The organism is Pseudomonas sp. NPDC089428, from assembly GCF_044749325.1.
Taxonomy (GTDB): Bacteria; Pseudomonadota; Gammaproteobacteria; order Pseudomonadales; family Pseudomonadaceae; genus Aquipseudomonas.
This window is the reverse complement of record NZ_JBIVHT010000005.1, coordinates 43,072-69,108: the sequence shown is the minus strand read 5'-3', so window position 1 is coordinate 69,108 and position 26,037 is coordinate 43,072. Positions and strand designations below refer to the sequence as shown.

The 26,037-nt window shown below is 64.1% G+C and carries 23 protein-coding genes; 16 read left to right on the top strand and 7 right to left on the bottom strand.

Going from position 1 to position 26,037, the window contains the following annotated elements; translation table 11 throughout:
• Nucleotides 1-129 precede the first annotated feature (129 nt).
• From ACIPZ5_RS11470 to ACIPZ5_RS11445, 6 genes are all read left to right on the top strand, one after another.
• A complete protein-coding gene (locus ACIPZ5_RS11470; protein ID WP_343597565.1) occupies nt 130-1,485 on the top strand; it encodes a pitrilysin family protein in 1,356 nt (451 codons plus the stop codon).
• Complete coding sequence (locus ACIPZ5_RS11465; RefSeq protein WP_400808700.1) at nt 1,478-2,962, top strand: M16 family metallopeptidase; 1,485 nt, start codon at nt 1,478-1,480, stop codon at nt 2,960-2,962. The genes ACIPZ5_RS11470 and ACIPZ5_RS11465 overlap by 8 nt, the downstream gene beginning before the upstream one ends.
• Nucleotides 2,962-3,564, top strand: a complete 603-nt coding sequence (gene rsmD / locus ACIPZ5_RS11460; protein ID WP_343597560.1) for a 16S rRNA (guanine(966)-N(2))-methyltransferase RsmD — start codon at nt 2,962-2,964, stop codon at nt 3,562-3,564. The genes ACIPZ5_RS11465 and rsmD overlap by 1 nt, the downstream gene beginning before the upstream one ends.
• Nucleotides 3,565-3,648: 84 nt before the next feature.
• Entirely contained in the window at nt 3,649-4,950 is a 1,302-nt protein-coding gene (locus tag ACIPZ5_RS11455) for a M16 family metallopeptidase (protein ID WP_400808697.1), read from the top strand.
• Nucleotides 4,943-6,313: a M16 family metallopeptidase gene (locus ACIPZ5_RS11450; protein WP_400808695.1), complete on the top strand. Its 1,371-nt coding sequence runs from the start codon at nt 4,943-4,945 to the stop codon at nt 6,311-6,313. The genes ACIPZ5_RS11455 and ACIPZ5_RS11450 overlap by 8 nt, the downstream gene beginning before the upstream one ends.
• A 60-nt stretch (nt 6,314-6,373) precedes the next feature.
• On the top strand, nt 6,374-7,366 hold the full coding sequence (locus ACIPZ5_RS11445; protein WP_343597554.1) for a hydrolase: 993 nt from the start codon (nt 6,374-6,376) through the stop codon (nt 7,364-7,366).
• Here ACIPZ5_RS11445 and ACIPZ5_RS11440 read toward each other — a convergent pair whose 3' ends face one another.
• Complete coding sequence (locus ACIPZ5_RS11440) at nt 7,367-8,221, bottom strand: sulfurtransferase (protein WP_343597552.1); 855 nt, start codon at nt 8,219-8,221, stop codon at nt 7,367-7,369. It lies immediately after the preceding gene.
• A gap of 34 nt (nt 8,222-8,255) precedes the next feature.
• Complete coding sequence (locus ACIPZ5_RS11435) at nt 8,256-8,921, bottom strand: TetR/AcrR family transcriptional regulator (RefSeq protein ID WP_085677997.1); 666 nt, start codon at nt 8,919-8,921, stop codon at nt 8,256-8,258.
• A 151-nt stretch (nt 8,922-9,072) separates the two neighbouring features.
• On the opposite strand from ACIPZ5_RS11435, the gene ACIPZ5_RS11430 reads away from it, so the two are divergent.
• From ACIPZ5_RS11430 to ACIPZ5_RS11410, 5 genes are all read left to right on the top strand, one after another.
• A complete protein-coding gene (locus tag ACIPZ5_RS11430) occupies nt 9,073-10,503 on the top strand; it encodes a coniferyl aldehyde dehydrogenase (protein WP_400808691.1) in 1,431 nt (476 codons plus the stop codon).
• Nucleotides 10,503-10,988, top strand: coding sequence for a twin-arginine translocation pathway signal protein (locus tag ACIPZ5_RS11425; protein WP_343597548.1), 486 nt, complete (start codon nt 10,503-10,505; stop codon nt 10,986-10,988). The genes ACIPZ5_RS11430 and ACIPZ5_RS11425 overlap by 1 nt, the downstream gene beginning before the upstream one ends.
• 17 nt (nt 10,989-11,005) lie before the next feature.
• Nucleotides 11,006-12,604, top strand: coding sequence for a GMC family oxidoreductase N-terminal domain-containing protein (locus ACIPZ5_RS11420; protein WP_400808686.1), 1,599 nt, complete (start codon nt 11,006-11,008; stop codon nt 12,602-12,604).
• Nucleotides 12,605-12,715: 111 nt separating this feature from the next.
• Nucleotides 12,716-13,195, top strand: coding sequence for a pantetheine-phosphate adenylyltransferase (gene coaD, locus ACIPZ5_RS11415; protein ID WP_014861498.1), 480 nt, complete (start codon nt 12,716-12,718; stop codon nt 13,193-13,195).
• A gap of 108 nt (nt 13,196-13,303) precedes the next feature.
• On the top strand, nt 13,304-13,555 hold the full coding sequence (locus tag ACIPZ5_RS11410; RefSeq protein ID WP_008095804.1) for a YfhL family 4Fe-4S dicluster ferredoxin: 252 nt from the start codon (nt 13,304-13,306) through the stop codon (nt 13,553-13,555).
• 115 nt (nt 13,556-13,670) lie between these two features.
• Here the strand turns inward: ACIPZ5_RS11410 and mutM are convergent, their stop codons facing one another.
• Both mutM and ACIPZ5_RS11400 read right to left on the bottom strand, forming a co-directional pair.
• Entirely contained in the window at nt 13,671-14,483 is an 813-nt protein-coding gene (mutM, locus tag ACIPZ5_RS11405; protein WP_400808684.1) for a bifunctional DNA-formamidopyrimidine glycosylase/DNA-(apurinic or apyrimidinic site) lyase, read from the bottom strand.
• A gap of 3 nt (nt 14,484-14,486) precedes the next feature.
• A complete protein-coding gene (locus tag ACIPZ5_RS11400) occupies nt 14,487-15,305 on the bottom strand; it encodes an HDOD domain-containing protein (RefSeq protein ID WP_343597774.1) in 819 nt (272 codons plus the stop codon).
• Nucleotides 15,306-15,536: 231 nt separating this feature from the next.
• On the opposite strand from ACIPZ5_RS11400, the gene ACIPZ5_RS11395 reads away from it, so the two are divergent.
• Complete coding sequence (locus ACIPZ5_RS11395) at nt 15,537-16,733, top strand: class I SAM-dependent rRNA methyltransferase (protein ID WP_261942295.1); 1,197 nt, start codon at nt 15,537-15,539, stop codon at nt 16,731-16,733.
• 38 nt (nt 16,734-16,771) lie between these two features.
• Here ACIPZ5_RS11395 and ACIPZ5_RS11390 read toward each other — a convergent pair whose 3' ends face one another.
• Nucleotides 16,772-17,446, bottom strand: a complete 675-nt coding sequence (locus ACIPZ5_RS11390; RefSeq protein WP_343597540.1) for a magnesium transporter — start codon at nt 17,444-17,446, stop codon at nt 16,772-16,774.
• A 479-nt stretch (nt 17,447-17,925) separates the two neighbouring features.
• Between ACIPZ5_RS11390 and ilvD the strand changes: the two genes are divergently transcribed.
• Nucleotides 17,926-19,767, top strand: coding sequence for a dihydroxy-acid dehydratase (gene ilvD / locus ACIPZ5_RS11385; protein ID WP_054885517.1), 1,842 nt, complete (start codon nt 17,926-17,928; stop codon nt 19,765-19,767).
• A 112-nt stretch (nt 19,768-19,879) separates the two neighbouring features.
• Here the strand turns inward: ilvD and ACIPZ5_RS11380 are convergent, their stop codons facing one another.
• Nucleotides 19,880-20,935, bottom strand: a complete 1,056-nt coding sequence (locus ACIPZ5_RS11380; RefSeq protein WP_343597536.1) for a haloacid dehalogenase-like hydrolase — start codon at nt 20,933-20,935, stop codon at nt 19,880-19,882.
• Nucleotides 20,936-21,177: 242 nt separating this feature from the next.
• Between ACIPZ5_RS11380 and ACIPZ5_RS11375 the strand changes: the two genes are divergently transcribed.
• Nucleotides 21,178-22,569, top strand: a complete 1,392-nt coding sequence (locus tag ACIPZ5_RS11375) for an L-cystine transporter (protein ID WP_400808680.1) — start codon at nt 21,178-21,180, stop codon at nt 22,567-22,569.
• Nucleotides 22,570-22,690: 121 nt separating this feature from the next.
• Here ACIPZ5_RS11375 and ACIPZ5_RS11370 read toward each other — a convergent pair whose 3' ends face one another.
• Nucleotides 22,691-23,206 (bottom strand): dihydrofolate reductase, encoded by a 516-nt coding sequence (locus tag ACIPZ5_RS11370; protein ID WP_261942291.1) that lies wholly within the window; start codon nt 23,204-23,206, stop codon nt 22,691-22,693.
• A gap of 54 nt (nt 23,207-23,260) precedes the next feature.
• Here ACIPZ5_RS11370 and ACIPZ5_RS11365 point away from each other — a divergent pair, with 54 nt between their 5' ends.
• Together ACIPZ5_RS11365 and ACIPZ5_RS11360 are read left to right on the top strand one after the other, a co-directional pair.
• Entirely contained in the window at nt 23,261-24,652 is a 1,392-nt protein-coding gene (locus tag ACIPZ5_RS11365) for a DUF2868 domain-containing protein (protein WP_400808677.1), read from the top strand.
• Complete coding sequence (locus tag ACIPZ5_RS11360; RefSeq protein ID WP_400808674.1) at nt 24,645-26,009, top strand: GTPase/DUF3482 domain-containing protein; 1,365 nt, start codon at nt 24,645-24,647, stop codon at nt 26,007-26,009. The genes ACIPZ5_RS11365 and ACIPZ5_RS11360 overlap by 8 nt, the downstream gene beginning before the upstream one ends.
• Nucleotides 26,010-26,037 lie beyond the last annotated feature (28 nt).

Below are 26,037 nucleotides of genomic sequence, written 5' to 3'. Positions count from 1 at the left end.
GTTTTGTCTTAATGGGCCTGTGGGCCAGAACGGCGACAGGCATGGTCGCCAGGCAACCGGATCAGTATCCTAGCACCTCCTGGCCCGCCGACGCTAAACCAGCGGGCCGCCGAACAGGTTAATCACCGTATGAATGCTCTAGCCCGCCGCGCCGCTGGCCTGTTGCTCAGCACGCTCTGCCTGCCGCTCGTGGCTTTCGCCGCCGACGTGCAACCCACCCACGAATTCATCCTCGACAACGGCCTGAAGGTCGTCGTGCGCGAAGACCATCGCGCCCCGGTGGTGGTGTCGCAGATCTGGTACAAGGTCGGTTCCAGCTACGAGACCCCAGGCCAGACCGGCTTGTCCCATGCCCTGGAGCACATGATGTTCAAGGGCAGCGCCAAGATCGGCCCCGGTGAGGCCTCGCGCATCCTGCGTGACCTCGGTGCGGAAGAGAATGCCTTTACCAGCGACGATTACACCGCCTATTACCAGGTGCTGGCCCGCGACCGCCTGCCGGTGGCCCTGGAGCTGGAAGCCGACCGCCTGGCAAGCTTGCGCCTGCCTGCCGACGAATTCGCCCGCGAAATCGAGGTAATCAAGGAAGAACGCCGCCTGCGCACCGATGACCAGCCAAGCGCCAAGGCTTTCGAGCTGTTCCGTGCCATGGCCTTCCCGGCCAGCGGCTATCACACCCCGACCATCGGCTGGATGGCCGACCTCGAGCGCATGAAGGTCGAGGAACTGCGCCACTGGTACGAATCCTGGTACGCGCCGAACAACGCCACCCTGGTGGTGGTCGGCGATGTCACCGCCGATGAAGTGAAAGGTCTGGCGCAGAAGTATTTCGGCAGCATTCCCAAGCGGGCCGTGCCACCGGCCAAGCTACCGCTGGAGCTCGCCGAGCCCGGCCAGCGCCTGCTGACGCTGCACGTGCGCACCCAGTTGCCCAGCCTGATCTACGGTTTCAACGTCCCGAGCCTGGCAACCGCCAAGGATCCGCGCACCGTGCATGCCCTGCGGCTGATCTCGGCCCTGCTCGACGGCGGCTACAGCGCGCGCATGCCAGCACGCCTGGAACGTGGCCAGGAACTGGTGGCCGGCGCCTCGTCCAGCTACAACGCCTTCACCCGTGGCGACAGCCTGTTCCTGATCTCGGCCACGCCGAACGTGCAGAAGCAAAAGACCCTGGCCGACGTTGAAAAAGGCGTCTGGCAGTTGCTCGACGAGCTCAAGACCACTCCGCCCAGCGCCGAAGAACTGGAGCGCGTGCGTGCCCAGGTCATCGCTGGCCTGGTCTACGACCGCGACTCCATCAGCAGCCAGGCCACCACCATCGGCCAGCTGGAGACGGTCGGACTGTCCTGGAAGCTGATCGACAGCGAGCTGGACGAACTCAAGCGCGTCACCCCGCAAGACGTGCAGAACGCTGCACGCACCTATTTCACCCGCGAACGCCTGAGCGTTGCCCATGTACTGCCCGAGGAGTCCGCTCATGAGTGATCGCAGCGCACCACGCTACACCCTGATCGGCACGGGCATCATCGCGCTGGTGGTGGCCGTGGCCGCCGTACTCGCCCGCCCGGCCCACTCCGAGGCCGAAAGCAGCGCCGCGCGCCCGGCCAACACCTTGCAATCGCTGGCCGAACTGGACGGCAAGGCACCCAGCCGGCGCCAGCTGAACATCCAGCACTGGACCACCGCCGAAGGCGCCCGAGTGCTGTTCGTCGAAGCCCGCGAGCTGCCGATGTTCGACCTGCGCGTGACCTTCGCCGCTGGCAGCAGCCAGGACGGCAACACGCCAGGCCTGGCCACCCTGACCAACGCCATGCTCAACGAAGGTGTTGCCGGCAAGGATGTGACCGCCATCGCCGAAGGGTTCGAAGGCCTTGGCGCCGATTTCGGCAATGGTTCCTACCGTGACATGGCCGTGGCCTCGCTGCGCAGCCTGAGCGCCAAGGACAAACGCGAGCCGGCGCTCAAGCTGTTCGCCGAAGTGACCGGCAAGCCGACCTTCCCCGAAGACGCACTGAAACGCATCAAGAACCAGCTGCTGGCCGGTTTCGAGTATGAGAAGCAGAACCCCGGCAAGATCGCCGGCAAGGCCCTGTTCAGCAAGCTCTACGGCGACCACCCTTACGCCCAGCCAAGCGATGGCAGCGCCGAGAGCGTGCCAGGCATCACCCTTGAGCAACTGCGTGCCTTCCACGCCAAGGCCTATGCCGCTGGCAACGCGGTGATCGCCCTGGTTGGCGACCTCAGCCGCGAGGAAGCCGAAGCGGTTGCCGCCCAAGTGTCCGCTGCCCTGCCCAAAGGCCCGGCGCTGGCCAAACCGGCCCAGCCGGTTGAACCCAAGGCTGGCGTCACCCATATCGACTTCCCGAGCAAGCAGACTCACCTGATGCTGGCCGAGCTCGGTATCGACCGCCAGGACCCGGACTGGCCGGCCCTGTCGCTGGGCAACCAGATCCTCGGTGGCGGCGCCTTCGGCACCCGCCTGATGAGCGAAGTCCGCGAAAAGCGCGGCCTGACCTACGGCGTGTACTCGGTGTTCAGCCCGATGCAGGTGCGTGGCCCGTTCATGATCAACCTGCAGACCCGTGCCGAACTCAGCGAAGGGACCCTCAAGCTGGTGCAGGACATCCTCGCCGACTACCTCAAGAGCGGCCCGACCCAGCAAGAGCTGGACGACGCCAAACGCGAACTGGCCGGCAGCTTCCCGCTGTCCAATGCCAGCAATGCCAGCATCGTCGGCCAACTGGGCGCCATCGGTTTCTACAACCTGCCACTGACCTGGCTGGAAGACTTCATGCAGCAGTCCCAGGCGCTGACCGTCGAACAGGTCAAGACGGCAATGAACAAGCACCTGGCAGCCGATATGCTGGTCATCGTCACCGTTGGCCCGAAAGTGCCACAGAAGCCACTGCCTGCCCCCACTGACAAACCGTCCGAGCAACCGCTCGGCGTACCGGAGCACTAATGCCTAGATCCACCCCTCCCGCCCGCCCGCAGCAGGGCCAAAGCAAGGGCCAGGGTCACCTGCGCATCATCGCCGGCGAGTGGCGCAGCCGCCGCCTGGCGGTACCAGAAGGCGAAGGCCTGCGCCCAACCCCTGACCGTGTGCGCGAAACCGTGTTCAACTGGCTGGCGCCCTACATCGAGGGTGCTCAGGTGCTGGATGCCTTTACCGGCAGCGGTGCCCTGGTGCTGGAAGCACTGTCCCGTGGTGCCGAGGATGCCGTGGCACTGGACAGCAACTCGGCGGCCATCGCCAACCTGAAGAACAACCTCGAGATTCTGCGCTGCCCGCGCGGGCAGATCCTGCAGACCGACGCCCTGCGCTACCTGCAGAACCCGGCCAAGCAGCAGTTCGATCTGGTCTTCCTCGACCCGCCGTTCCACCAGGACCTGCTGGCCACCACCTGTAACCTGCTGGAGCAGAACCAGTGGTTGCGCGAACAGGCGTGGATCTACACCGAAAGCGAAGCAGCCCCCTCGACGCTGCCGATGCCCGGCAACTGGCGCCTGCACCGCGAGAAAAAGACCGGCCAGGTGCACTATGCGCTCTGGCAACGGGGCTGATCCCGTAAGCCGTACTTAGTTACCGCAAACCCGCTGCCAGCATGGTTGAAGCTGCTCCCACGTTCTTGCAGGAGCACTTCAACCATGAGCGAACGCCCCTCTGCGCCCATCCAGGGCAGCACCGTACAATCGTTCACCCTTCCGAACGGCCTGCGTATCTGCCTGCGCGAAGACCATCGCGCACCGCTGGTCAGTGTGCAGCTTTGGTATCACGTCGGTTCGAGCTACGAGCCTGCGGGCCATACCGGTCTTTCCCATGCTTTGGAACATCTGCTGTTCGAAAGCAGCAGCAAGTTGGCAAGCGGCCAATATTCGGCTGTCATGACCCGCCTTGGTGGCGAACCGAATGCCTTCACCGCCACCGACGCCACGGTCTTTCCGCTGACACTGCCGGGCAGCCGGCTGGAGATTGCCCTGGAGGCCATGGCCGACGTCATGGTGAGCGCCACGATCAGCGACACACCTTTTGCTCGCGAACTGAATGTGGTCATGGCCGAGCGCCGAGAGCAAGTCGACAATGCCCCCTTGTCACTGGCGCTGGAACATCACCACTTGCTGGCATACGGTAGCGACGGCTATGGCACGCCAATCATTGGCTACCAGGCTGACCTTGAGCACCTGACCCCTGCTGCTGCCCGAACCTGGTACCAGAGCTGGTACCACCCAAACAATGCCACCCTGGCAGTCGCCGGCGACATCACCCTGCCACAGCTGCAAACCCTGGTAATCAGGCACTTTGCAAGCATTGCGGCCAATCGCCTGCCAGCCCGGAAGACAGCCTCCGCGCCACCACTGCACGCTCGACGCCATCAGACACTGCGCCTACCAGGCCTTTACACAGGCACGATTATCAGTTTCAACCTTCCCAGCCAATGTACCGCCCGGTCTGGCGAGCAAGCCTACGCATTGCGGCTACTGCCCGAACTCCTTGCCAACGGACAAAGCAGCATCCTGCAACGACGGCTGGTTCTGGAAGACCCTGTTTTGCGGAGCCTGAACTCAGCCTACGAACCCTGGCAGCGCGGTGACAGCTTGCTGGTTCTCTACGCATTTTGCAGTCCGCAGGTAACGCCGGAGATCGCAGCCGAAAGGCTGATGCGGGAAATCGATGCATTTCGCCAGTCGGCACCCTCCCGGGAAGACCTGCAACGTGCCAAGGCTCGCCTGCTGGCCAGCCAGGTATTTGAAAGGGACGACATCGACAAGCAAGCACAGGCCATCGGCAAACAGGCTGCCTGTGGCCTGGACCCCGTTGCACTGGACGATGAGCGACAAGCCATCGAAGCCGTGACAGCCGAACACGTCGGCCAGGTAGCCCTTGAGTTCCTGACCGACTCCCGCGCCGCCATCACTTTCATGCACCACAAGGAAAGCGCCCATGCATGACTCGACCCCGATGCCAAAACCCACCGATACCACCAGCCTTTACGGTGGCCTGCTGTCTGCCCAAGGGGTCGACCTGGATCAGTTCGAATCCATCCAGACGCAGGTGCAAGCCTGGACGACGGAGGCAGGTACAGCCGTGAAATTCGTCGAAACCCGCGGGTTGCCGATTGTCGATGTAGTACTGAGGTTCAAGGCCGGCACTGTTCAGGACACTGTGCACGCCGGCCTGGCAGCCTTGACGTTGTACATGCTCGATGAGGGCAGCCAGCAGTACACGGCCGCCCAGCAGGCCGAACACCTCGAGCGCCTGGGAGCGATCATCGAAAAGCAGATACGCCTGGAACATGCGACGCTGAGCCTGCGTAGCCTGAGTACACCCGCTGTGCTAGAGCCGGCCCTGGCGCTTTTCACCGACCTCGTGGCACACCCAGCGTTCCTCTCCTCTGCGCTGGACAAGATCAAGCAGCAACTGCTGCAAAGCAACGCTTCACGCGATCGGCGCCCCACATTGAGGGCGCGTAGCGAAGCCTTCCGCCACCTGTTCAATGGCCATCCTTATGGCTGCCCGCTGGGTAGCACCGAACAGGGTGTAGCGGCGGTTACCACGGACGACTTGCGGGCATTCCACCAACGCGCCTATTCCGCCAGCAACCTGGAGATGGTCGTGGTCGGAGACCTTACCCTCAATGAAGCTCAGGCACTCTCACGCCAGATCAGCCAGGCTCTGCCGCAGGGTTGGTCGGCAGCAGACCTGCCAAGGGTCCCGGCCGCCACCGGCGCGACCCTGCACGTCGAACAGCCTGGCGCGAACAGTGCTGTCCTGCTGGCACTTCCCCTGAATGTGCTCGCCAATGATCCAGAGTTTCCCGCCCTGGTGCTGGCCAGCGATGTGCTGGGAGAAGGGCTCGAATCGCGCCTGATGGTGGAACTGCGCCAACGGCGTGGCCTCACTTACGGCGTGCGCACCCGCGTATCGCCACTACGGGCAGGCGGGTTGCTCAGCGTCGAATGGGAAGTCGCATCCGCGCATGTGCAAGGCTCTCAGGAACTGGTAGTGACCCTGCTGCGCGACTTCATCGAGCAAGGCCCGACCCAGGCCGAATTGCACGTGGCACGCAAACAACTGGAAGGGCAATTGCTGCGCGGTGTTGCTCAGAACAAGCGCCTGGCAGCACTGCTCACTGAGTTGACCCATCAACGTCAACCTGACGATCATCTCAACACCTACATCGAGCGCATCAAACGACTGACCCCGGCAGAGGTTCGCGCCGCCATGCAGCGCCATTTCGACCTAAGCTACAACGTACAGGTCAGTGTCGGCCCAAGCGTCGAGCAACAACCTCTGCCAGCCCCCGACCAATAGCTCAGGTACAGCGGCGGGGTTTCATGGCACTCTACGCAGGCATATCAAGAGTCGCCCAGCATGCCCAGTCTCACCGCCACGTTCCGCCCGGCCATCGGCCTGTCCAACCCTCACCTGCAAACCCTGTGGGGGCCATTGTGGCGCAAGCTGCCGGAGCTGGAACGAAGCCGCGAACGCCTGTGGCTGGCCGATGGCGATTTTCTTGACCTCGACTGGCATGGGCCGCATAGCCCGGATACGCCGCTGGTGCTGGTCCTGCACGGCCTCACCGGCTCGTCCCATTCGCCTTATGTCAAAGGCTTGCAACAATCGCTGCAAGCCCGCGGCTGGGCCAGCGTGGCAGTGAACTGGCGTGGCTGTTCGGGCGAGCCGAACCTGCTGCCGCGCAGCTACCATTCCGGCGCCAGCGAAGACCTCGCCGAAGTGGTCGCACACCTGCATGCCCAACGCCCACTGGCTCCGTTGTATGCCGTCGGCTATTCACTGGGCGGCAATGTGCTGCTCAAATACCTGGGGGAAAGTGGTTCGGCCAGCCAGCTGCAAGCGGCCGTGGCAGTATCGGTGCCGTTTCGCCTGGATCAGTGCGCCGACCGCATCGGCCAGGGCTTTTCCAAGGTGTACCAGGCGCATTTCATGCGCGAGATGATGGCCTATGTGCAGGTGAAACAACGGCACTTCCGGGACCGCGGGCACCACGAGGGCCTGGCCGTGCTCGACCGGCTGGGGCCATTGGGCCGGTTGAAGACGTTCTGGGATTTCGACGGCAAGGTCACCGCACCGCTCAACGGTTTCAACGATGCCCATGATTATTATCGACGCGCATCTAGCCGGTTTTATCTGGGGGAAAACCGCACGCCGACGTTGATCATCCATTCCATCGATGACCCCTTCGTGTTCAACCACAGCCTGCCCGCGGCCAGTGAACTGGCGCCGCAAACACAGTTCGAGTTGCATGAGCGGGGTGGGCATGTCGGATTTGTCGACGGCAGCCTGCGGAATCCGGGCTATTACCTGGAGCGGCGGATTCCGCAGTGGCTCGTCGACGGTCAGTGATTATTCGCCAGTCGCCACGCCATGCTTGGGATCATTGATCCACTCGCTCCACGACCCGGCATACAACTTGCCCAACGGATACCCTGCCAGCGCCAGGGCAAACAGGTTATGGCAGGCCGTCACTCCTGACCCGCAGTAGGCCACCAGTTGCTCTGGCGAGCGCCCCTCCAGTTTCTCGGCGAAACGTTGCTTGAGCTGCTCCGGCGCCAGGAAGCGCCCATCGGCACCGAGATTTTCGTTGAAGGCCACGCACTGGGCACCCGGAATGTGCCCGGCAATCGGGTCGATCGGCTCCACCTCACCGCGAAAGCGCGGCAACGCACGGGCATCGATCAGGGTCAGGTCAGGGCTACCCAGGCGCTTGGCCAGGTGCTCGGCGTCGATCAGCAGCTTGGCATCCGGCTCACCGCTGAACGTCCCCTCGCGCTTGGCTGGCGCATCCAGGCTCAGCGGCAGATGCGCCGCATGCCAGGCCTTGAGGCCACCATCGAGAATCGCCACGTTGCTGCGCTTGCCCAGCCAGACCAGCAACCACCAGGCCCGGGCGGCAAAAGCGCCGGGACCATCGTCGTAGAGCACCACTTCGCTGTCGTTGTCCAGGCCCCACTCGCGCAGGCGCTCGACCAGCCGGTGCGGGTCCGGCAGCGGGTGGCGGCCGGTACGCCCCTTGCTGACCGGCCCGCTCAAGTCACGCTCCAGATCGGCAAAATGCGCGCCGGCGATATGCCCTTCGGCATAACTACGCTGGCCGTAATCCACATCCTCCAGGGCAAAACGACAATCCAGGATCACCAGCTTGGGCGAGTCCAGACGCTCGGCCAGCTGTTGCGGGGTGATCAATTGCGCAAGGGGCATGACAATCTCCTGATCGATGGCACGAAGGCCCCGGCTACTGTTCCAGGGCCTGATTGAAGGGAACGTGGAATTCCTGGCACAGAGCGTCCACGGCGCTGCGGGCGTCAAGGGTGACGAAACCGAGCTCCAGAACCAGCACCTGATACACGCCACGCTTGAAGGCTTCTTCACCCAGATGCGCGGAATGTTCCCGCGTAGTGCTGAGAAAGCGTACCCACGAGGTCAGCACGATCCAGGCATTGATGGTCAGCGATTCGATCTGCGCAGCTTCCATGGCCAGAATCCCGGCATCGACGAAGCCACGGTATATCGCCTGGCCCTGGCGCAGGCAGCGCTCGGAAAAGCGCCGGTAGCGGGCTGCCAGTTCGGGGTCGCTTTCCAGCAGGTGTTCCAGGTCACGGTGCAGGAAGCGGTAGTTCCACATCGCCGCGAGCAGCGCCTTGAGATAGAAGCGCTTGTCCTCGACCGTGGCCCTGCGGCCCTGCGGCGGGCGCAGGAAGCTGTCCACCAGCTCTTCGTACTGGCTGAACAACAGGGCGATGATCGCCTGCTTGTTGGGGAAGTGGTAGTAGAGGTTGCCGGGCGAGATTTCCATGTGCGCGGCAATGTGGTTGGTACTGACGCTGCGTTCGCCCTGCTGGTTGAACAGCTCCAGGCTGTTCTGCACGATGCGCTCTCGGGTCTTCATGCGCGGGGCCATGTTCAGCTCCCAGTCTGCGGGCTTTCGATAATGGGCCATCATACGGTCAATCATGCCGGCGATGCACCGTTTGCGCCGATGAAAAAAGTCGCACCATGGTACGAATTAGAGTATAGGCTCTAGGGACTTCGAGCCCAGACGGGAGACCACCGTGACCTCGCCCATCGCCTTGCCTCCTGTGCATTCCGACACCGACCTGGAAACGACGTTCGCCGCACAGCGCCAAGCCTTTGCCGGCAACCCCATGCCACCGGCAGCACAGCGGCGGCAGTGGCTGAAAAGCCTGCGCGAGGCATTGCTGGCCGACCAGCAGGCACTGATCGGAGCCATCGATGCCGACTTCAGCGGCCGCAGTGCCGACGAAACGCTGTTGGCCGAGCTGCTACCTTCGGTGCAAGGCATTCGCCATGCCGAGCGCCACCTGCAGCGCTGGATGCGCCCGGCCCGACGCGCCGTGGGCCTGGCCTTCCAGCCGGCCAGCGCTCGCGTGCTGTACCAGCCGCTGGGCGTGGTGGGCATCATCGTGCCGTGGAACTACCCGCTGTTTCTCGCCATCGGCCCGCTCACCGGCGCCCTGGCCGCCGGCAACCGGGTCATGTTAAAGCTGAGCGAAGCTACGCCGGCCAGCGGCGCAGCCCTCAAAGCACTCCTTGAACGAGTATTCCCCGAGGACCTGGTCAGCGTGGTACTGGGCGAGGTCGAGGTCGGCCAGGCGTTCGCCCGCCTGCCCTTCGACCACCTGCTGTTCACCGGCGCTACCAGCATCGGCCGCCAGGTCATGTTGGCCGCCGCGCAAAACCTGACCCCGGTGACCCTGGAACTGGGCGGCAAGTCGCCCGCCATTGTCTCGGCCAACGTACCGCTGGACGCAGCTGCCGAGCGCATCGCCTTCGGCAAGACCCTCAATGCCGGCCAGACCTGCGTCGCCCCCGACTACGTGTTGGTACCGCGCGAGCGCCTGAACGACTTCGCCGATGCCTACCGTAACGTCGTCAAGCGCATGTACCCACGCATCGCCGACAACCCCGACTACAGCGCCATCATCAACCCACGGCAGTTGCAGCGCCTGCAGCACCTGCTGGACGATGCCCGTGGCAAGGGCGCCCAGGTGCTTGACCTGTATGCCGACGAGACGCGCCAGGGCCGACGCCTGCCGCCGCACCTGCTGACCAGGGTCAACGACAGCATGCAGGTGATGCAGGACGAGATCTTCGGCCCGCTGCTGCCGCTGGTGCCCTACGACCACCTCGACGATGCCCTGGCCTACATCAATCAGCGCCCACGCCCACTGGCGCTGTACTACTTCGGCTACGACCGTAGCGAGCAGCAGCATGTGCTGCAGCACAGCCACTCCGGCGGCGTGTGCCTGAACGATACCTTGCTGCACGTGGCCCAGGACGACTTGCCGTTCGGCGGGGTCGGCCCCTCAGGCATGGGGCATTACCATGGCCACGAAGGCTTCCAGACCTTCAGCAAGGCCAAGGCGGTATTGGCCAAGCAGCGCCTGAATGCTGCGCGGCTAATCTACCCGCCCTATGGCAAGGCCTTGCAGCGACTGGTCTACAAGCTGTTCATCCGCTGATGCAGCGCCGCGACCTATTGCGCTTCAGTCTCGGCGCCAGCCTTTTCCTGAGCACCGCCAGCCTGGTCGGCTGCAGCGCGCAAACGCCCGCGGCCGGTTACCAGGTGCTGCGTGACGATGACCTGCCAGCCCTGCTTGCGCTGATTCCGGTGGTGCTCGCGGGCACCGCAGCGAGTGACGAAAAGGTGCTGCAAAGCCTCGACCACAAGCTGGCTGCGCTATCGCCAGAAATGCTCAAGCTCACCCGGCAATTGTTCGATGTACTCAACCTGCCGCTGACCCGCGGCCCGCTGACCGGGATCTGGGGGGCCTGGGAACAGGCAAGCGACGCGCAGGTCACGGCATTTCTGCAACGTTGGCAGGACAGCTCGCTGAACCTGCTGCGCATGGGGCATGCCTCACTGCTGCAACTGTTGCAAATGGCCTGGTACGAGCGCCCGGAAGCCTGGGCCGCCTGCGGCTACCCCGGCCCACCCAAGATCTGACAACAAGAGCATCCTCAATGCCTGTAACCGACCCGTTTCGCCAAGGCCTCGAACGTGGCTGGATCACCCATGACGGCTCACGCCTGGAACAGGACCTGACGCTGGAGACCGATATCGCCGTGATCGGCAGCGGTGCTGGTGGCGCCACCAGCGCGCAGATGCTCAGCGCAGCAGGCTACAAGGTGCTGCTGATCGAGGAAGGTCCACTGAAGACCAGCAGCGACTTCCATCTGCTGGAAAACGAGGCCTACGCCAGCCTCTACCAGGAAGGCCTGGGGCGAATGAGCAAGGATGGCGCCATCACCATTCTGCAAGGCCGCGCCGTGGGCGGAACCACCCTGATCAACTGGACATCGAGCTTTCGCACACCACCGCCGACCCTGGCGCACTGGGCAATGGAGCACAACGTCAGCGGGCTGGGGGAAGCACAATTACAGCCCTGGTTCGAGCGTATCGAGCACGATCTGGGTATCACACCCTGGGCAATGCCTGCGAACGCCAACAACGACGTACTGCGGCGCGGCTGTGAAACACTCGGCTACCGCTGGGCGGTGATCCCGCGCAATGTGCGCGGTTGCTGGAACCTCGGCTACTGCGGCATGGGCTGCCCGGTCAACGCCAAGCAGTCAATGCTGGTCACGCGCATACCGGCGACCCTGGAGAATGGCGGCGAGCTGCTGTACCTCGCCCGCGCGGAACGCTTCGAGCACAACGGCGAGCGCATCGCCCGGCTGCAATGCCAGGCCCTGGATGCGCAAGGCATCCACCCCACAGGCCGGCAGATCAGCGTGCGCGCCCGTCACTACATCGTCGCCGGTGGCGGTATCAACAGCCCGGCCCTGCTGCTGCGCTCCAAGGCCCCCGACCCGCATGGGCGGCTGGGCAAACGGACCTTCCTGCACCTGGTCAACTTCAGCGCTGCGCGCTTCGACGCGCGTATCGACCCTTACTACGGTGCTCCGCAATCGATCTACAGCGACCACTTCCAGTGGCAGGGCGGCGTCGATGGGCCGGTGGGCTACAAGCTGGAGGTGCCGCCCTTGCATCCGGCACTGGCCAGCACCCTGCTCGGTGGCCATGGCAGCGAAAATGCCAGGCGCATGGCCGAACTCCCTCACACCCACGTGATGCTGGCGTTGCTGCGGGACGGTTTTCACCCCGAAAGCACCGGTGGCACGGTGGAGTTGCGCGGTGACGGCTCGCCGGTGCTGGATTATCCGGTCACCGACTACCTGCGCGACGGCCTGCGCCGCGCCTTCCACAGCATGGCGCAGATCCAGCTCGCTGCGGGCGCGGCGCAGGTCACCCCGGTACACAGTGACGCCAGCGCCGCTGCCAACCTTGATGAGGCCCGACGGATGATCGACGGCTTGCGCCTGGAGCCATTTCGCACCCGGCTGGGCAGCGCCCATGTCATGGGGGGCTGCACAATGGGTGACGACCCGCGCCAGGCGGTGTGCGACAGTCTCGGTCGTCACCATCAGCTAGCAAACCTGTCGATTCATGACGGTTCGCTGTTCCCCACCAGCATCGGCGCCAACCCGCAGCTGTCGGTCTATGCCATCAGCGCCATGCTCAGCGAAGCCTTGGCCGCCCGCCTGGCACAGAGTGCATGACAACAAATACACGCCCTGTCTATAGTGCCATCAGCCGGCCGCATGACTTGGCCGGGCGCAATCGCTGCGCTACCATCCGACTCCCCAACGCACTCCAGCCAGGATGACGCGATGAACCGAGTGTTGTACCCGGGTACTTTCGACCCCATTACCAAAGGCCATGGCGACCTGGTCGAGCGCGCTTCGCGCCTGTTCGACCACGTGATCATCGCGGTGGCGGCCAGCCCGAAGAAAAACCCCCTGTTCCCGCTGGAACAACGGGTCGAGCTTGCCCGTGAGGTCACCAAGCACCTGCCCAATGTCGAAGTCATCGGCTTCTCCTCGCTGCTGGCGCACTTCGCCAAGGAACAGGGTGCGAACGTGTTCCTGCGTGGCCTGCGCGCAGTGTCGGACTTCGAATACGAGTTCCAGCTGGCAAACATGAACCGGCAACTGGCACCCGACGTCGAGAGTCTGTTCCTAACGCCTTCGGAGCGCTATTCGTTCATTTCCTCGACGTTGGTACGGGAAATAGCCGCATTGGGCGGAGATATCAGCAAGTTCGTCCACCCGGTGGTGGCCGAGGCGCTGACCGAACGCTTCAAGAAGTAACCTTGCACGCCTGATCATCGCGCCCGCGTGCACTGCGGGCGCGAATGCGGCACAATTGTGCCCAAAGCGTTGAACATGCCCGGGCGATGCGCCCCGGCCGGAGTCCCCATGTCCCTGATCATCACCGACGATTGCATCAACTGCGACGTCTGCGAACCCGAGTGCCCGAACGAGGCCATCTCCCAAGGCGAAGAGATCTACGTGATCGACCCGAACCTGTGCACCCAATGCGTCGGTCACTACGACGAGCCGCAGTGTCAGCAGGTCTGCCCGGTCGACTGCATCCCGCTGGATGAAGCGCACCCGGAGACCGAAGACGAACTGATGGCCAAGTATCGCCGGATCACCGGCAAGGCCTGATCGCTGCCTGGCAAAGGCTTCGCCCTTGTTCGCGGGTAAACCCGCTCCCACAGGTACAGCGCAGGCCCCACGGGCATTGCAATACCTGTGGGGCGGGCCGCAGCGGCCTCAGGCTTCAGCGCTGGCAGCGCGGGCAGAACACGCTGGCCCGTTGCCCCAGCTTGACCTCGCGCAGGGCTGTGCCACACAGCTTGCACAGTTCCCCGCCCCGCCCGTAGACGAACAATTCCTGCTGGAAGTAGCCCGGTTGCCCGTCGCCACCGATGAAGTCGCGCAAGGTCGTGCCGCCCTGCTCGATGGCCGCCGCCAGCACCCGTTTGATTTCGATCGCCAGCTTCAGATAACGCGCCCGGGAAATCCCACCCGCCTCGCGGCGCGGGTCGATTCCGGCGGCAAACAGCGCCTCGGTCGCGTAGATGTTGCCCACCCCTACCACCACGGCGTTGTCCATGATGAAGGGTTTGACCGCCATCGAACGCCCGCGCGACAGCTGGAACAGGCGCTCGCCGTCAAACAGATCGGTCAACGGCTCCGGCCCCAGGCGCAACAACAACTCGTGGTTGAACGGGTCGAGACTCCAGAGCATGGCACCGAAGCGTCGCGGGTCGGTGTAACGCAGCATCAGCCCCGACTCCAGTTCGATGTCGACATGTTCATGCTTGGCCGCTGGCAAGCCCAGTTCCACCAGGCGCAGGTTGCCCGACATGCCCAGGTGGCTGATCAAGGTACCCACCTCGGCATTGATCAACAGGTACTTGGCCCGCCGCTCGACGCTGAGGATGCGCTGCCCGGAGAGGCGCACGTCGAGGTCCTCGGGGATTGGCCAGCGCAGGCGCCGGTCTCGCACCACCACACGGCTGACGCGCTGGCCTACCAGATGGGGGGCAATCCCGCGCCGGGTGGTTTCGACTTCAGGTAATTCCGGCATGGATCAGTGCCCGCCCAGCTCGCGAATGTTCTGTTTCAGGGTTTCGAAGTCGTACTCCGACAAACCGATATAGTCCAGCACCAGCGGGCCGACCGCATTCCACTCATGGTCGACGTTCTGGTTGCCCAGCACGCGATACGAGGCGCAGATGTGCTCGGCCATCTTGAGCACGGCCAGCAGGTTCTTCAACTGGCTCTGGGTATTGCGCGACGAGTCTTCGCGGAAGACTGCCAGGGCGTTATGGTGGTTCGCGATGGCCGCGCTGATGTGCTCCGGCAGGCGCCAGGACTTGGCCGTGAAGTAGCCAACCACAGAATGGTTGGTGTTGAAGACGCGGTTCTCGGTATCGACCACGCGCGTTTCCTCAGTGGCCTTGGCATAGGCGTCTTCAAGCACCTGCATGTACTCGGGGAAGCGCTTGAGCATCAGCGGTACGCCGCAGTCGTGGAACAGGCCGAGTGTGTAGGCCTCGTCGGCAGCCTGGATGCCGGTGCGCTTGGCCAGGGTCAGACAGGTCATGGCCACGTCCTGGGCGGTATCCCAGAAGCGGTTGAGGGTGACGATGGTCTCGTCGCTCATCTCGCCCTTGATCGACTGCGCGTTGATCAGGTTGATGATCGAACGGCTGCCCAGCAGGTTCACCGCACGCTGGATCGAGCCGATCTTGTTCGAAAGACCGAAGTGCGGCGAGTTGACCAGCTTGAGCAAGGCACCGGCCAGGCCAGGGTCCTGGGAAATCAGCTTGGCGATGGTTTCCAGGTCCGGGTCAGGCATGTACTGCTCGAACTGCAGATCGACCATGATCTGAGGTTGCGGCGGAATGGTAATGCCTTGCAAGGCTTGCTGGATCTGTTCGGCGCTGAGTTCTTGGGACATACGTACACACTCGTGAAGGACCAGCGAGTTTAACCCCCTGGGGCTCGCCTTGACAGGTGCAGCGCCTGGGAGATCGAGCGCCGCGCGGGCGGCGCTCGATCTCCCAGGCGCCACACCTCTAAAGGCGAAAACAAGGCAGACAGGCTATACTCCCGCTCTTTTTTCCGGAGCGACGTCATGTCCCTGCCCAGCCTTCGCCTCAAAGCCAATGCCGACCGCCGCCTGCGCGCCGGCCACCTGTGGGTCTACAGCAACGAAGTCGACGTTTCCGCGACCCCGCTGCAAGGCTTCCAGGCCGGTCAGCAGGCAGTACTCGAAGCTGCCAACGGCAAGCCGCTGGGCATCGTCGCACTGAGCCCGAACAACCTGATCTGCGCCCGCCTGTTGTCGCGTGACATCAAGCTGCCGCTGGACAAGTCGTTGCTGGTACACCGCTTGAACGTGGCCCTGTCCCTGCGCGAGCGCCTGTTCGACCAACCTTGCTACCGCCTGGTGTACGGTGATTCCGACCTGCTGCCGGGCCTGGTAGTCGATCGTTTCTACGACATCCTCGTGGTGCAACTGGCCTCGGCCACCATGGAAGCGCACAAGGATGACGTGATCGCCGCCCTGATTCAGGTGCTCAAGCCCAGCGGCATCCTGTTCAAGAACGACTCCGCCGCCCGCGACGCCGAAGGCCTGCAGCGCTATGTCGAAACCGTCTACGGCGAAGTGCCGGACTGGGTCCCGCTGGAAGAGAACGGCGTCAAGTTCGAAGCCCCGGTACGCGAAGGCCAGAAGACCGGCTGGTTCTATGACCACCGCATGAACCGCGCGCGCCTGGCCCCCTACGTCAAAGGCAAGCGCGTGCTCGACCTGTTCAGCTACATCGGTGGCTGGGGCGTGCAGGCCGGCGCGTTCGGCGCCAGCGAAGTATTCTGCGTGGATGCTTCGGGCTTTGCCCTGGATGGTGTCGAGCGTAACGCCGCACTGAACGGTATCAGCGAGAAGCTGACCTGCATCGAGGGCGACGTGTTCGAGGCCCTGCGCGAGCTGAAGGCTGCCGAAGAGCGCTTCGACGTGATCATTGCCGACCCACCCGCCTTCATCAAGCGCAAGAAGGACCTGAAAAACGGCGAAGCGGCCTACCGCCGCCTCAATGAACAGGCCATGCGCATGCTGACCAAGGACGGCATCCTGGTCAGCGCCTCGTGCTCGATGCACCTGCCCGAGGACGATCTGCAGAACATCCTGCTGACCAGCGCTCGCCACCTTGACCGCAACTTGCAATTGCTGGAGCGCGGCGGCCAAGGCCCGGACCACCCCGTGCACCCGGCCATTGCCGAAACCCGCTACATCAAGAGCATCACCTGCCGGTTGCTGCCAAACAGCTGACCCGCGCGGTCTGGGGCGCAATGCGCCCCAGGCCGGTATCAGATTTCCAGCACCTGCGACGCGATCCCGAAGTACACCAGCACCCCCGCTGCATCGGCGATCGAAGTCACCAGCGGACCACTGGCAGTCGCCGGGTCGAGCTTCAGGCGTGTGAACAGGAACGGCAGGCTCATGCCGATCAGGCTGCCGACCAACACGATCACCAGCATGCTACTGGCTACGATCAAGGCAACGTCCGCGCCACCCCGCAATGCTCCCAGCGATGCCACCGCCAGGGCCATGGTGCCGCCGAGCGCCAACGCCACCCCGCATTCGCGGCCCAGCATGCGCATCCAGTCACGCATGACCACCTCTCCCGTCGCCAGCGCCCGCACCATCAAGGTGGCCGACTGCGCCCCGGCGTTCCCCCCGCTGTCCACCAACAGAGGCAGGAAGAACACCAGCACGATATGCGCGGCGATGGTTTCTTCAAAGGCGGCTATGCCGGCGCCGGAAAACAGGTTGCCGAACACCAGCAGCACCAGCCACAGCACTCGCTTGCGGTAAAGCAGACCGACAGTGGCATTGCGCAGGTTGCCGACGTGATTGGTGATCGATGCGCCTTTGTGGAAGTCTTCGGTCGCCTCCTGGCGAAGCTTGTCCAGCGCTTCGCTGGCCTGGTCACGCGAGAGTGGTTCTTTACAGCGAATGCAGTTTGCGCAGACAGAGTACATACGAGTCTCCAGGCGCCGACGCAGGCACCCGCAAACCTCGAACTCAGGGGTTCAAGCCTTCGCAAGCCCTGGCAACAACGCGCTCAGTGCCAATTTACAAGTTCGTGGTGAACTGAAACTGGGAAGGTCCATTGAAGTGATTTCTCGTGAAGCCGCACATGCGGCGCGGAGGATGATAACCAGCGCGATTGGCAGGGTCTGCCACGCAGGCAGCGTTTCAGAGGCGTCCTACAAGCAGCCGGGAATCACTCTCAAACCACCGTCCAGGCACATCTTCATTCCCTCGCCGCGCCAGCGGTGTAGAATCGGCCTATTCATCGCCAGTCATCCCCGGCGGGTTTATGAGCTCTGGCCAAGCACGCGGCGATCCCGCGCGGTCTTCGGCCCCATCCGTGCCAGTGGCAACCGGCCTGCGGTACAAAGGACAAGAGAAGCTCACTCCCCTTTTTGTGACCTGATTAAGCCGCCAGGAGTGTTTCATGCCTGATTATCGTTCCAAGACTTCCACCCAAGGCCGCAACATGGCCGGCGCCCGCGCCCTGTGGCGCGCCACCGGGATGAAGGACGAAGACTTCAAGAAACCGATCATCGCCATCGCCAACTCGTTCACCCAGTTCGTCCCGGGCCACGTGCACCTGAAGGACCTGGGCCAGCTGGTCGCCCGCGAAATCGAACGCGCCGGTGGCGTGGCCAAGGAATTCAACACCATCGCGGTCGACGACGGTATCGCCATGGGCCACGACGGCATGCTGTACTCGCTGCCAAGCCGCGAGATCATCGCCGACGCCGTCGAGTACATGGTCAACGCCCACTGCGCCGATGCCATCGTCTGCATCTCCAACTGCGACAAGATCACCCCCGGCATGCTGATGGCTGCCCTGCGCCTGAACATCCCGGTGATCTTCGTTTCCGGCGGCCCGATGGAAGCCGGCAAGACCAAACTGGCCAGCCACGGCCTGGACCTGGTCGACGCCATGGTCATCGCCGCTGACTCCACGGCCTCCGACGAGAAGGTCGCCGAGTACGAGCGCAGCGCCTGCCCGACCTGCGGTTCGTGCTCCGGCATGTTCACTGCCAACTCGATGAACTGCCTGACCGAAGCCTTGGGCCTCGCCCTGCCAGGCAACGGTTCGACCCTGGCCACCCACGCCGACCGCGAGCAGCTGTTCCTCACCGCTGGCCGCACCATCGTCGAACTGTGCAAGCGCTACTACCAGGAAAACGACGAGTCGGTGCTGCCGCGCAGCATCGCCAACTTCAAGGCGTTCGAAAACGCCATGATGCTCGACATCGCCATGGGCGGTTCGACCAACACCATCCTGCACCTGCTGGCTGCAGCCCAGGAAGGTGAAGTCGAGTTCGACCTGCGCGACATTGATCGCCTGTCGCGCAAGGTGCCGCAGCTGTGCAAGGTGGCGCCGAACATCCAGAAGTACCACATGGAAGACGTGCACCGCGCCGGCGGCATCTTCAGCATCCTCGGTTCGCTGGCCCGTGGTGGCCTGCTGCACACCGACCTGCCGACCGTGCACAGCCGCAGCATGGAAGAAGCCATCGCCAAGTGGGACATCACCCAGACCGATGACGAAGCCGTGCACACCTTCTTCAAGGCAGGTCCGGCCGGCATCCCGACCCAGACCGCGTTCAGCCAGTCGACCCGCTGGGAAACCCTCGACGACGACCGTGAAAACGGCTGTATCCGCAGCTTCGAGCACGCCTATTCGCAAGAAGGTGGCCTGGCCGTGCTGTACGGCAACATCGCCCTGGACGGCTGCGTGGTGAAAACCGCCGGCGTCGACGAGTCGATCCACGTGTTCGAAGGCACCGCGAAGATCTTCGAGAGCCAGGACAGCGCCGTGCGCGGCATCCTCGCCGACGAAGTGAAGGCCGGCGACATCGTGATCATCCGTTACGAAGGCCCGAAAGGCGGCCCGGGCATGCAGGAGATGCTCTACCCGACTTCGTACCTGAAGTCCAAAGGCCTGGGCAAGGCCTGCGCCCTGCTCACCGACGGTCGCTTCTCGGGCGGCACCTCGGGCCTGTCGATCGGTCATGCCTCGCCGGAAGCCGCTGCTGGCGGCGCCATCGGCCTGGTGCGCGACGGCGACAAGGTACTGATCGACATCCCTAACCGTTCGATCAACCTGCTGGTCAGCGACGAAGAGCTGGCCCACCGTCGCATCGAGCAGGACAAGAAGGGCTGGAAACCGGCGGAAGTACGCCCGCGCAAGGTAACCACTGCGCTGAAGGCCTACGCCCTGCTGGCGACCAGTGCCGACAAGGGTGCTGTGCGTAACAAGGCGATGCTCGAAGGGCTTTGAGGCTCTGAAAGCGTGAACGAAGAACCGGCGCCCTTGGCGCCGGTTTTTTTATGCCTGTACCGGCCCTTTCGCGGGCTTGCCCGCGAAAGGGCCGGTACAGATATCCCCAGGCTTACTGGATCTGCTCCGGCGTCACGATCACCCAGTTCTTGTCCGCCGTCACCGGTAACCCTTCCTTGGCCTGCGCCGCCGCATTCTTCGCGATCATCCCGTTCAACTGGTCCATGTACTTGGCCTTGCGGTTGATCCACAGGTGGATGCCGCCCTTGTTCACATCCACGCCATGGAACTGCATGTAGCCATCGCTGGTCGGCGTATCGCCTCCCACCAGCACCGGCTTCTTCCATTCATCAATATAGGTCAGGATCGCCGCCTGCTTGCCTGCCATCCAGGTGGCCGGGGTCCACAGGTAAGGCGTCAGCTCAAGCCCTTCGTTGGCCTTGGCGTCATATTGCCCGGCAGTGATCTGCTTGCGTGCCGTGGTCAGCTGGCCACTGGCGCGATCCTTGAGCAACAGACTGACGCCAATCACGTTCTGCGGTTTGACGTTGTAGCCGTACTTAGGATCGGAAGCGACCATGCGCACCAGCTCTTCGGACGCCGCCGAGATCACATAGACCTCGATACCATTCTCCATCAGCTTGTTGTACAGCTCGGCCTGGCCAGTGAAGACCTTCGGCGGCTGCACCTCGATGGTCTTGACCTGGTCGCCTTCGAAATAGGTGCTGGGGATCGGCTTGGTGGAGGCCATCAGCTCGTCGACCTGAGCCTTGAGTTCCTTGAGCGTGAAGCCGGCAAACACCTGTGCCACCCATGGGTAGCAGACCATGTCGTCGATTTCGCACAGCCGGTAGTAGTAGCTGAACAGGCTTTCCTTGTGCTCGGCCGTGTCCTTGAACGGAATCAGCTTGAGCGACGGGTCGAGTTTGTCGCGGGTCAGCAGCCCCTTGTTCTCCATGAACGGCAGCAGCGCTTCTTCGAGGTCGTAGCGGTAGCTGGTGTTGTCCATGTCAAAGACTGCGTAGTTACCTTTATTGGCATTGGCGGCAATCATGGCGTCGAGCTGCCTGGCCGCATCGGCGGGCCAGTGCTTGAGCTCGGTAGCGAAGCTTTCGATACTGAACAGCAGGGACAGGCCGAGGGCGACGGCTTTCGGAGCGAACTTCATGTGCAGATCTCCTGAAATGACCTGCAAACGCTAGTGCAACACTCGCCGCTTGCAGGCCCTCACAGCGACCTGCACGCAGCTGTAAACGTCTTGTTCATTGCTATTTGCGACAGCCTGTTATTCCATAAACGACTAAGCAAATTACCTTTGGGTATAAATTCGTTTGTTTTCAGGCTGTTAGCATTTCCGTTCGCAATCGCTCACCAGAGGCGATGCCTCTTCTGCTTTTTCCTGGAGCTTCAATGAACCTGCCGTTGTCTCTCAACCTGCTGGCGTTCCTGGCCTTGCTGCTGGGCCTGGCGCAAACCCGCCGCACCGACTGGAGCCTGGCCAAGAAGGTCCTGCTGGGCCTGGCACTGGGCGTGGCGTTCGGCCTGGCCCTGCACACCCTTTACGGCGCCGGCCACCCGATACTCAAGGCCACCATCAGCTGGCTCGACCTGGTCGGCAACGGCTACGTCGGGCTGCTGCAGATGATCGTCATGCCGCTGATCTTCGCCTCGATCCTCAGCGCCGTGGCCCGCCTGCACAACGCCTCGTCGCTGGGCCGCATCAGCGTGCTGAGCATCGGCACGCTGTTGCTGACCACCGCCATTGCCGCACTGATCGGCATTGTCCTGACCAACCTGTTCGGCCTGAGCGCCGAAGGGCTGGTGGCCGGCGCTCAGGAAAGCGCGCGCATGCAGGTTATCCACAGCGATTACGTGGGCAAGGTCGCCGACCTGAATATCCCGCAGTTGCTGCTGTCGTTCATCCCGAGCAACCCGGTCGGCGACCTGGCCAGGGCCAAGCCGACCTCGATCATCAGCGTGGTGATCTTCGCCGTGTTCGTCGGCCTGGCCGCGCTGCAGCTGATCAAGGACGACGCCGAGAAAGGCGAGCGCGCCCTGTCGGCCATCGATACCCTGCAAGCCTGGGTGATGCGCCTGGTGCGCGTGGTCATGAAGCTCACCCCTTATGGCGTGCTGGCGCTGATGACCAAGGTGGTGGCCAGTTCGAACCTGGAAGACATCCTCAAGCTCGGCAGTTTCGTGGTGGTGTCGTACCTGGGCCTGGCGTTGATGTTCGTGGTCCACGGCATCATCCTCGCGGCTACCGGCGTGAGCCCGCTGCGTTTCTTCCGCAAGGTCTGGCCGGTGCTGAGCTTTGCCTTCACCAGCCGCTCCAGCGCCGCCAGCATCCCGTTGAACATCGAAGCGCAAACCCGCCGCCTGGGCGTGCCGCAGTCGATTGCCAGCTTCAGTGCCTCGTTCGGCACAACCATTGGCCAGAACGGCTGCGCAGGCCTGTATCCGGCCATGTTGGCAGTGATGGTGGCACCAGCGGTGGGCATCGATACCTTCGACCCGCTGTGGATTGCGACCCTGGTGGCGATTGTGACGCTGAGTTCGGCGGGGGTTGCCGGCGTAGGTGGTGGTGCAACCTTCGCCGCGCTTATCGTGCTGCCGGCCATGGGCCTGCCGGTCGAGCTGGTGGCGCTGCTGATTTCGGTGGAGCCGCTGATCGACATGGGCCGCACGGCGTTGAACGTGAATGGCTCGATGACCGCGGGCGTGGTCACCAGCCAACTGTTGAAAGAGACTGACAAGGGTGTGCTGGCCGGCGACGAGCATGCCGAGCTGAGCCACTCCTGATTGCACCGGGGCCGCTGCGCGGCCCTTCGCGGGCAAGCCCGCTCCCACAAGATCCCTGCTTACACCGTTCAATGTGGGAGCGGGCTTGCCCGCGAAGGGCTGCGAAGCAGCCCCGGCACGTTCAGATCTTGTCCCAAACCTCGAAGTGGTAGGCAGGCTTGCCTTCTTCAGCCTGAGCCTCGCTCGACACCCGCTTCCACTGGCCCTCATCGAATGCTGGGAACCAGGCATCCCCTTTCGGCGCCAACTCGACCCGCGTCAGGTACATCCGGCTGACCAGCCCCTTTTCCAGCGCCTGCCCATACAGCTGCGCCCCGCCAATCAGCATCAGCTCACCAACGCCTTGCTCGCGCGCCCACTGCTCGGCCCGCGCCACTGCTGCCTCCAGCGAGGCGAACACCTCGGCGCCGGCCAGTTCCAGCCCTGCCTGCCGGCTGACCACGATATTCAACCGCCCCGGCAACGGCCGGCCCAGTGAATCCCAGGTCTTGCGCCCCATGATGATCGGCTTGCCCAGGGTGGTGGCCTTGAAGTACTTGAAGTCCCCCGGCAGGTGCCAGGGCATGGAGTTGTCGATGCCGATCACGCGGTTCTCGGCGTGGGCCGCGATCAGGCTGAGGGGGAGTGATGTATTCATGCCAGCGAGGATAGCACCGGGCGCGTGGGTTATGCTTCTGCCCTGAACCACGCAATGGAAGACCTTGTGACTGTACCGACACCACTGGACAAGCGCTGGCTCACCGAAGCGGTACGCCTGCGCGAAGAACACGCAGGCCTCCTGGACGACCAGGAGGCCAACCGCCACGCCCGTCAGCAGGGCGGCGACCTGGCGGCGCGCATCGAAACCCGTGCACTTTGGCTGGCCGAGCGCGATGGCATGACCACGGCCTTGCGCCACTGGAAGCAGGGCGCACGCCTGGCGCTGCTGGCCCTGATGCTGCTGGCCGTGTTCAGCGGTGCGGGCCTGGCCTTCGCCGCCCTCGGTGACGGGCAGCGTCCGGTCAATGTGTTCTGGGCCCTGGGCAGCCTGCTCGGGCTCAACCTGCTGATGTTGCTGGGCTGGGCCGTGGGTTTTGCCTTGAGCGGCGAGCACGGCGCCAGCCTCGGCCGCCTGTGGTTGTGGTTGAGTGAACGCTTCGCCCGCGACGCCAAGGCCGCGCACCTGGCACCGGCACTGCTGGTGCTGCTGCAACGCCAGCGCCTGAACCGCTGGCTGCTTGGCGCCCTTGTGCACAGCCTGTGGCTGCTGGCGATGGTCGCGGCCCTGGTCATGCTGCTGACCCTGCTGGCAACCCGCCGCTACGGCTTCGTCTGGGAAACCACGCTACTTGCCGCCGATCCGTTCATTCACTTGACTCAAGCCCTCGGCGCAGTGCCCGCGCTGCTCGGTTTCGCCGTGCCGGACGAGGCCATGATCCGCGCCAGCGGCGACACCCTCCCCGCCCTGGCTATCGCCCGCCAGGCCTGGGCCAGCTGGCTGCTCGGCGTGGTGCTGGTGTACGGCCTGCTGCCACGCCTGCTGCTGGCCGGGCTGTGCCTGTGGCGCTGGCGCCAGGGCCGCGCCCAGCTGACGCTTGACCTCAGCCTGCCCGGCTACGCGCAATTGCGCGACGCCTTGATGCCACGCAGCGAACGCATCGGCGTGCAGGATGCCGCCCCCGATGCGCTGCCGCAATTCCAGGCTGGCCAGCTGGAAAGCGGCAGCAGCGGCGCGCTGCTGGTGGGCCTGGAACTGGACGACCAGCACCCCTGGCCACCCGCCCTGCCCAAGGTTGTGACCGACGCTGGCGTGCTCGATAGCCGCGAATCACGCAACAAGCTGCTCGAACAGCTCAGCCGTTTTCCGCCGGCACGCCTGGCCATCGCCTGCGACCCACGCCGCTCGCCCGACCGCGGCAGCCTGGCGTTGCTCGCAGAACTGGCTCGCCATGCCGGCGCCACCCGCATCTGGCTGCTGCAGGCAGCCCCCGGCCAAGCCCTGGACGCCGAGCGCCTGGGCGACTGGCACGACGCCCTGGATCGCCTGGGCCTGCCCCATGCCGACACCTCGCCCCTGACCTGGCTGGAGCATGGCCATGACTGAGCCGCTGAAACTGGCCGTGGTCGGCCACACCAACGTCGGCAAGACCTCGCTGCTGCGCACCCTCACCCGCGACGTCGGCTTCGGCGAGGTCTCGCACCGCCCCAGCACCACCCGCCACGTCGAAGGTGCGCGGCTGTCGGTGGACGGCGAACCGCTGCTCGAGCTCTACGACACCCCCGGCCTGGAAGACGCCATCGCCCTGCTCGACTACCTCGATCGCCTGGAACGCCCCGGTGAGCGCCTGGACGGCCCGGCCCGCCTCGCACGCTTCCTGCAGGGCAGCGAGGCGCGCCAGCGCTTCGAGCAGGAAGCCAAGGTGCTGCGTCAGCTGCTGGCGAGCAATGCCGGCCTGTATGTGATCGACGCCCGCGAGCCGGTGCTGGCCAAGTACCGTGACGAGCTGGAAGTGCTGGCCAGCTGCGGCAAACCGCTGTTGCCGGTGCTCAACTTCGTCGCCAGCAGCCAGCACCGCGAGCCGCAATGGCGTGAAGCCCTTGCCCGGCTTGGGCTTCACGCATTGGTGCGGTTCGACAGCGTGGCGCCGCCGGAAGATGGCGAACGCCGGTTGTACGAGAGCCTGGCGCTGCTGCTGGAGGACGCCCGACCGGCCCTGCAACGGCTGATCGAAGACCAACAGGCCCAGCGCCTGGCACGCCAGCACAGCGGCAAGCGGCTGATCGCCGAACTGCTGCTCGACTGCGCCGCCTGCCGGCGCAGCGTCGAGGCCGAACCTGCCGCAGAAGCGCGAGCCATCGAGGCCTTGCGCGAGGATGTACGCCAGCGTGAGCAGCGCTGCGTCGAGGCACTGCTGAAGCTGTATGCCTTCCGCCGCGAGGATGCCAATGCCGGTGATTTGCCGCTGCTGAATGGCCGTTGGGGGGATGACCTGTTCAATCCCGAAACCCTGAAGTTGCTGGGTGTCCGTCTGGGCAGCGGCGTGGCGGCCGGGGCGGCGGCCGGGGCCGGCGTTGACCTGTTGGTTGGCGGCCTGACCCTCGGCGCGGCAGCGTTAGCCGGCGCGATCGCCGGTGGTGCGCTGCAGACTGCGCGCAACTATGGGTCGCGACTCATGGGCAAACTGAAGGGGCAGCGTGAGCTGACGGTGGATGACACGGTGCTGCGGCTGCTGGCATTGCGTCAGCAGCAACTGATGGTGGCGCTGGATAGCCGGGGGCATGCGGCGCAGGACAGCATCAAGCTGGGGGCCGTGGATGAAAAGGCTTGGCGAGAAGGCAAACTGCCAGAGGCCTTGAGCAAGGCGCGGGCGCATCCACAGTGGTCGACCCTTAATCCCGGGGCGAAGCTGAATCAGGCTGAGCGGCAGGAGCAGCTGGAAGCGCTGGTTTCACAGATCTGATTCAGCAGGTCTGGCCCTTTCGCGGGTT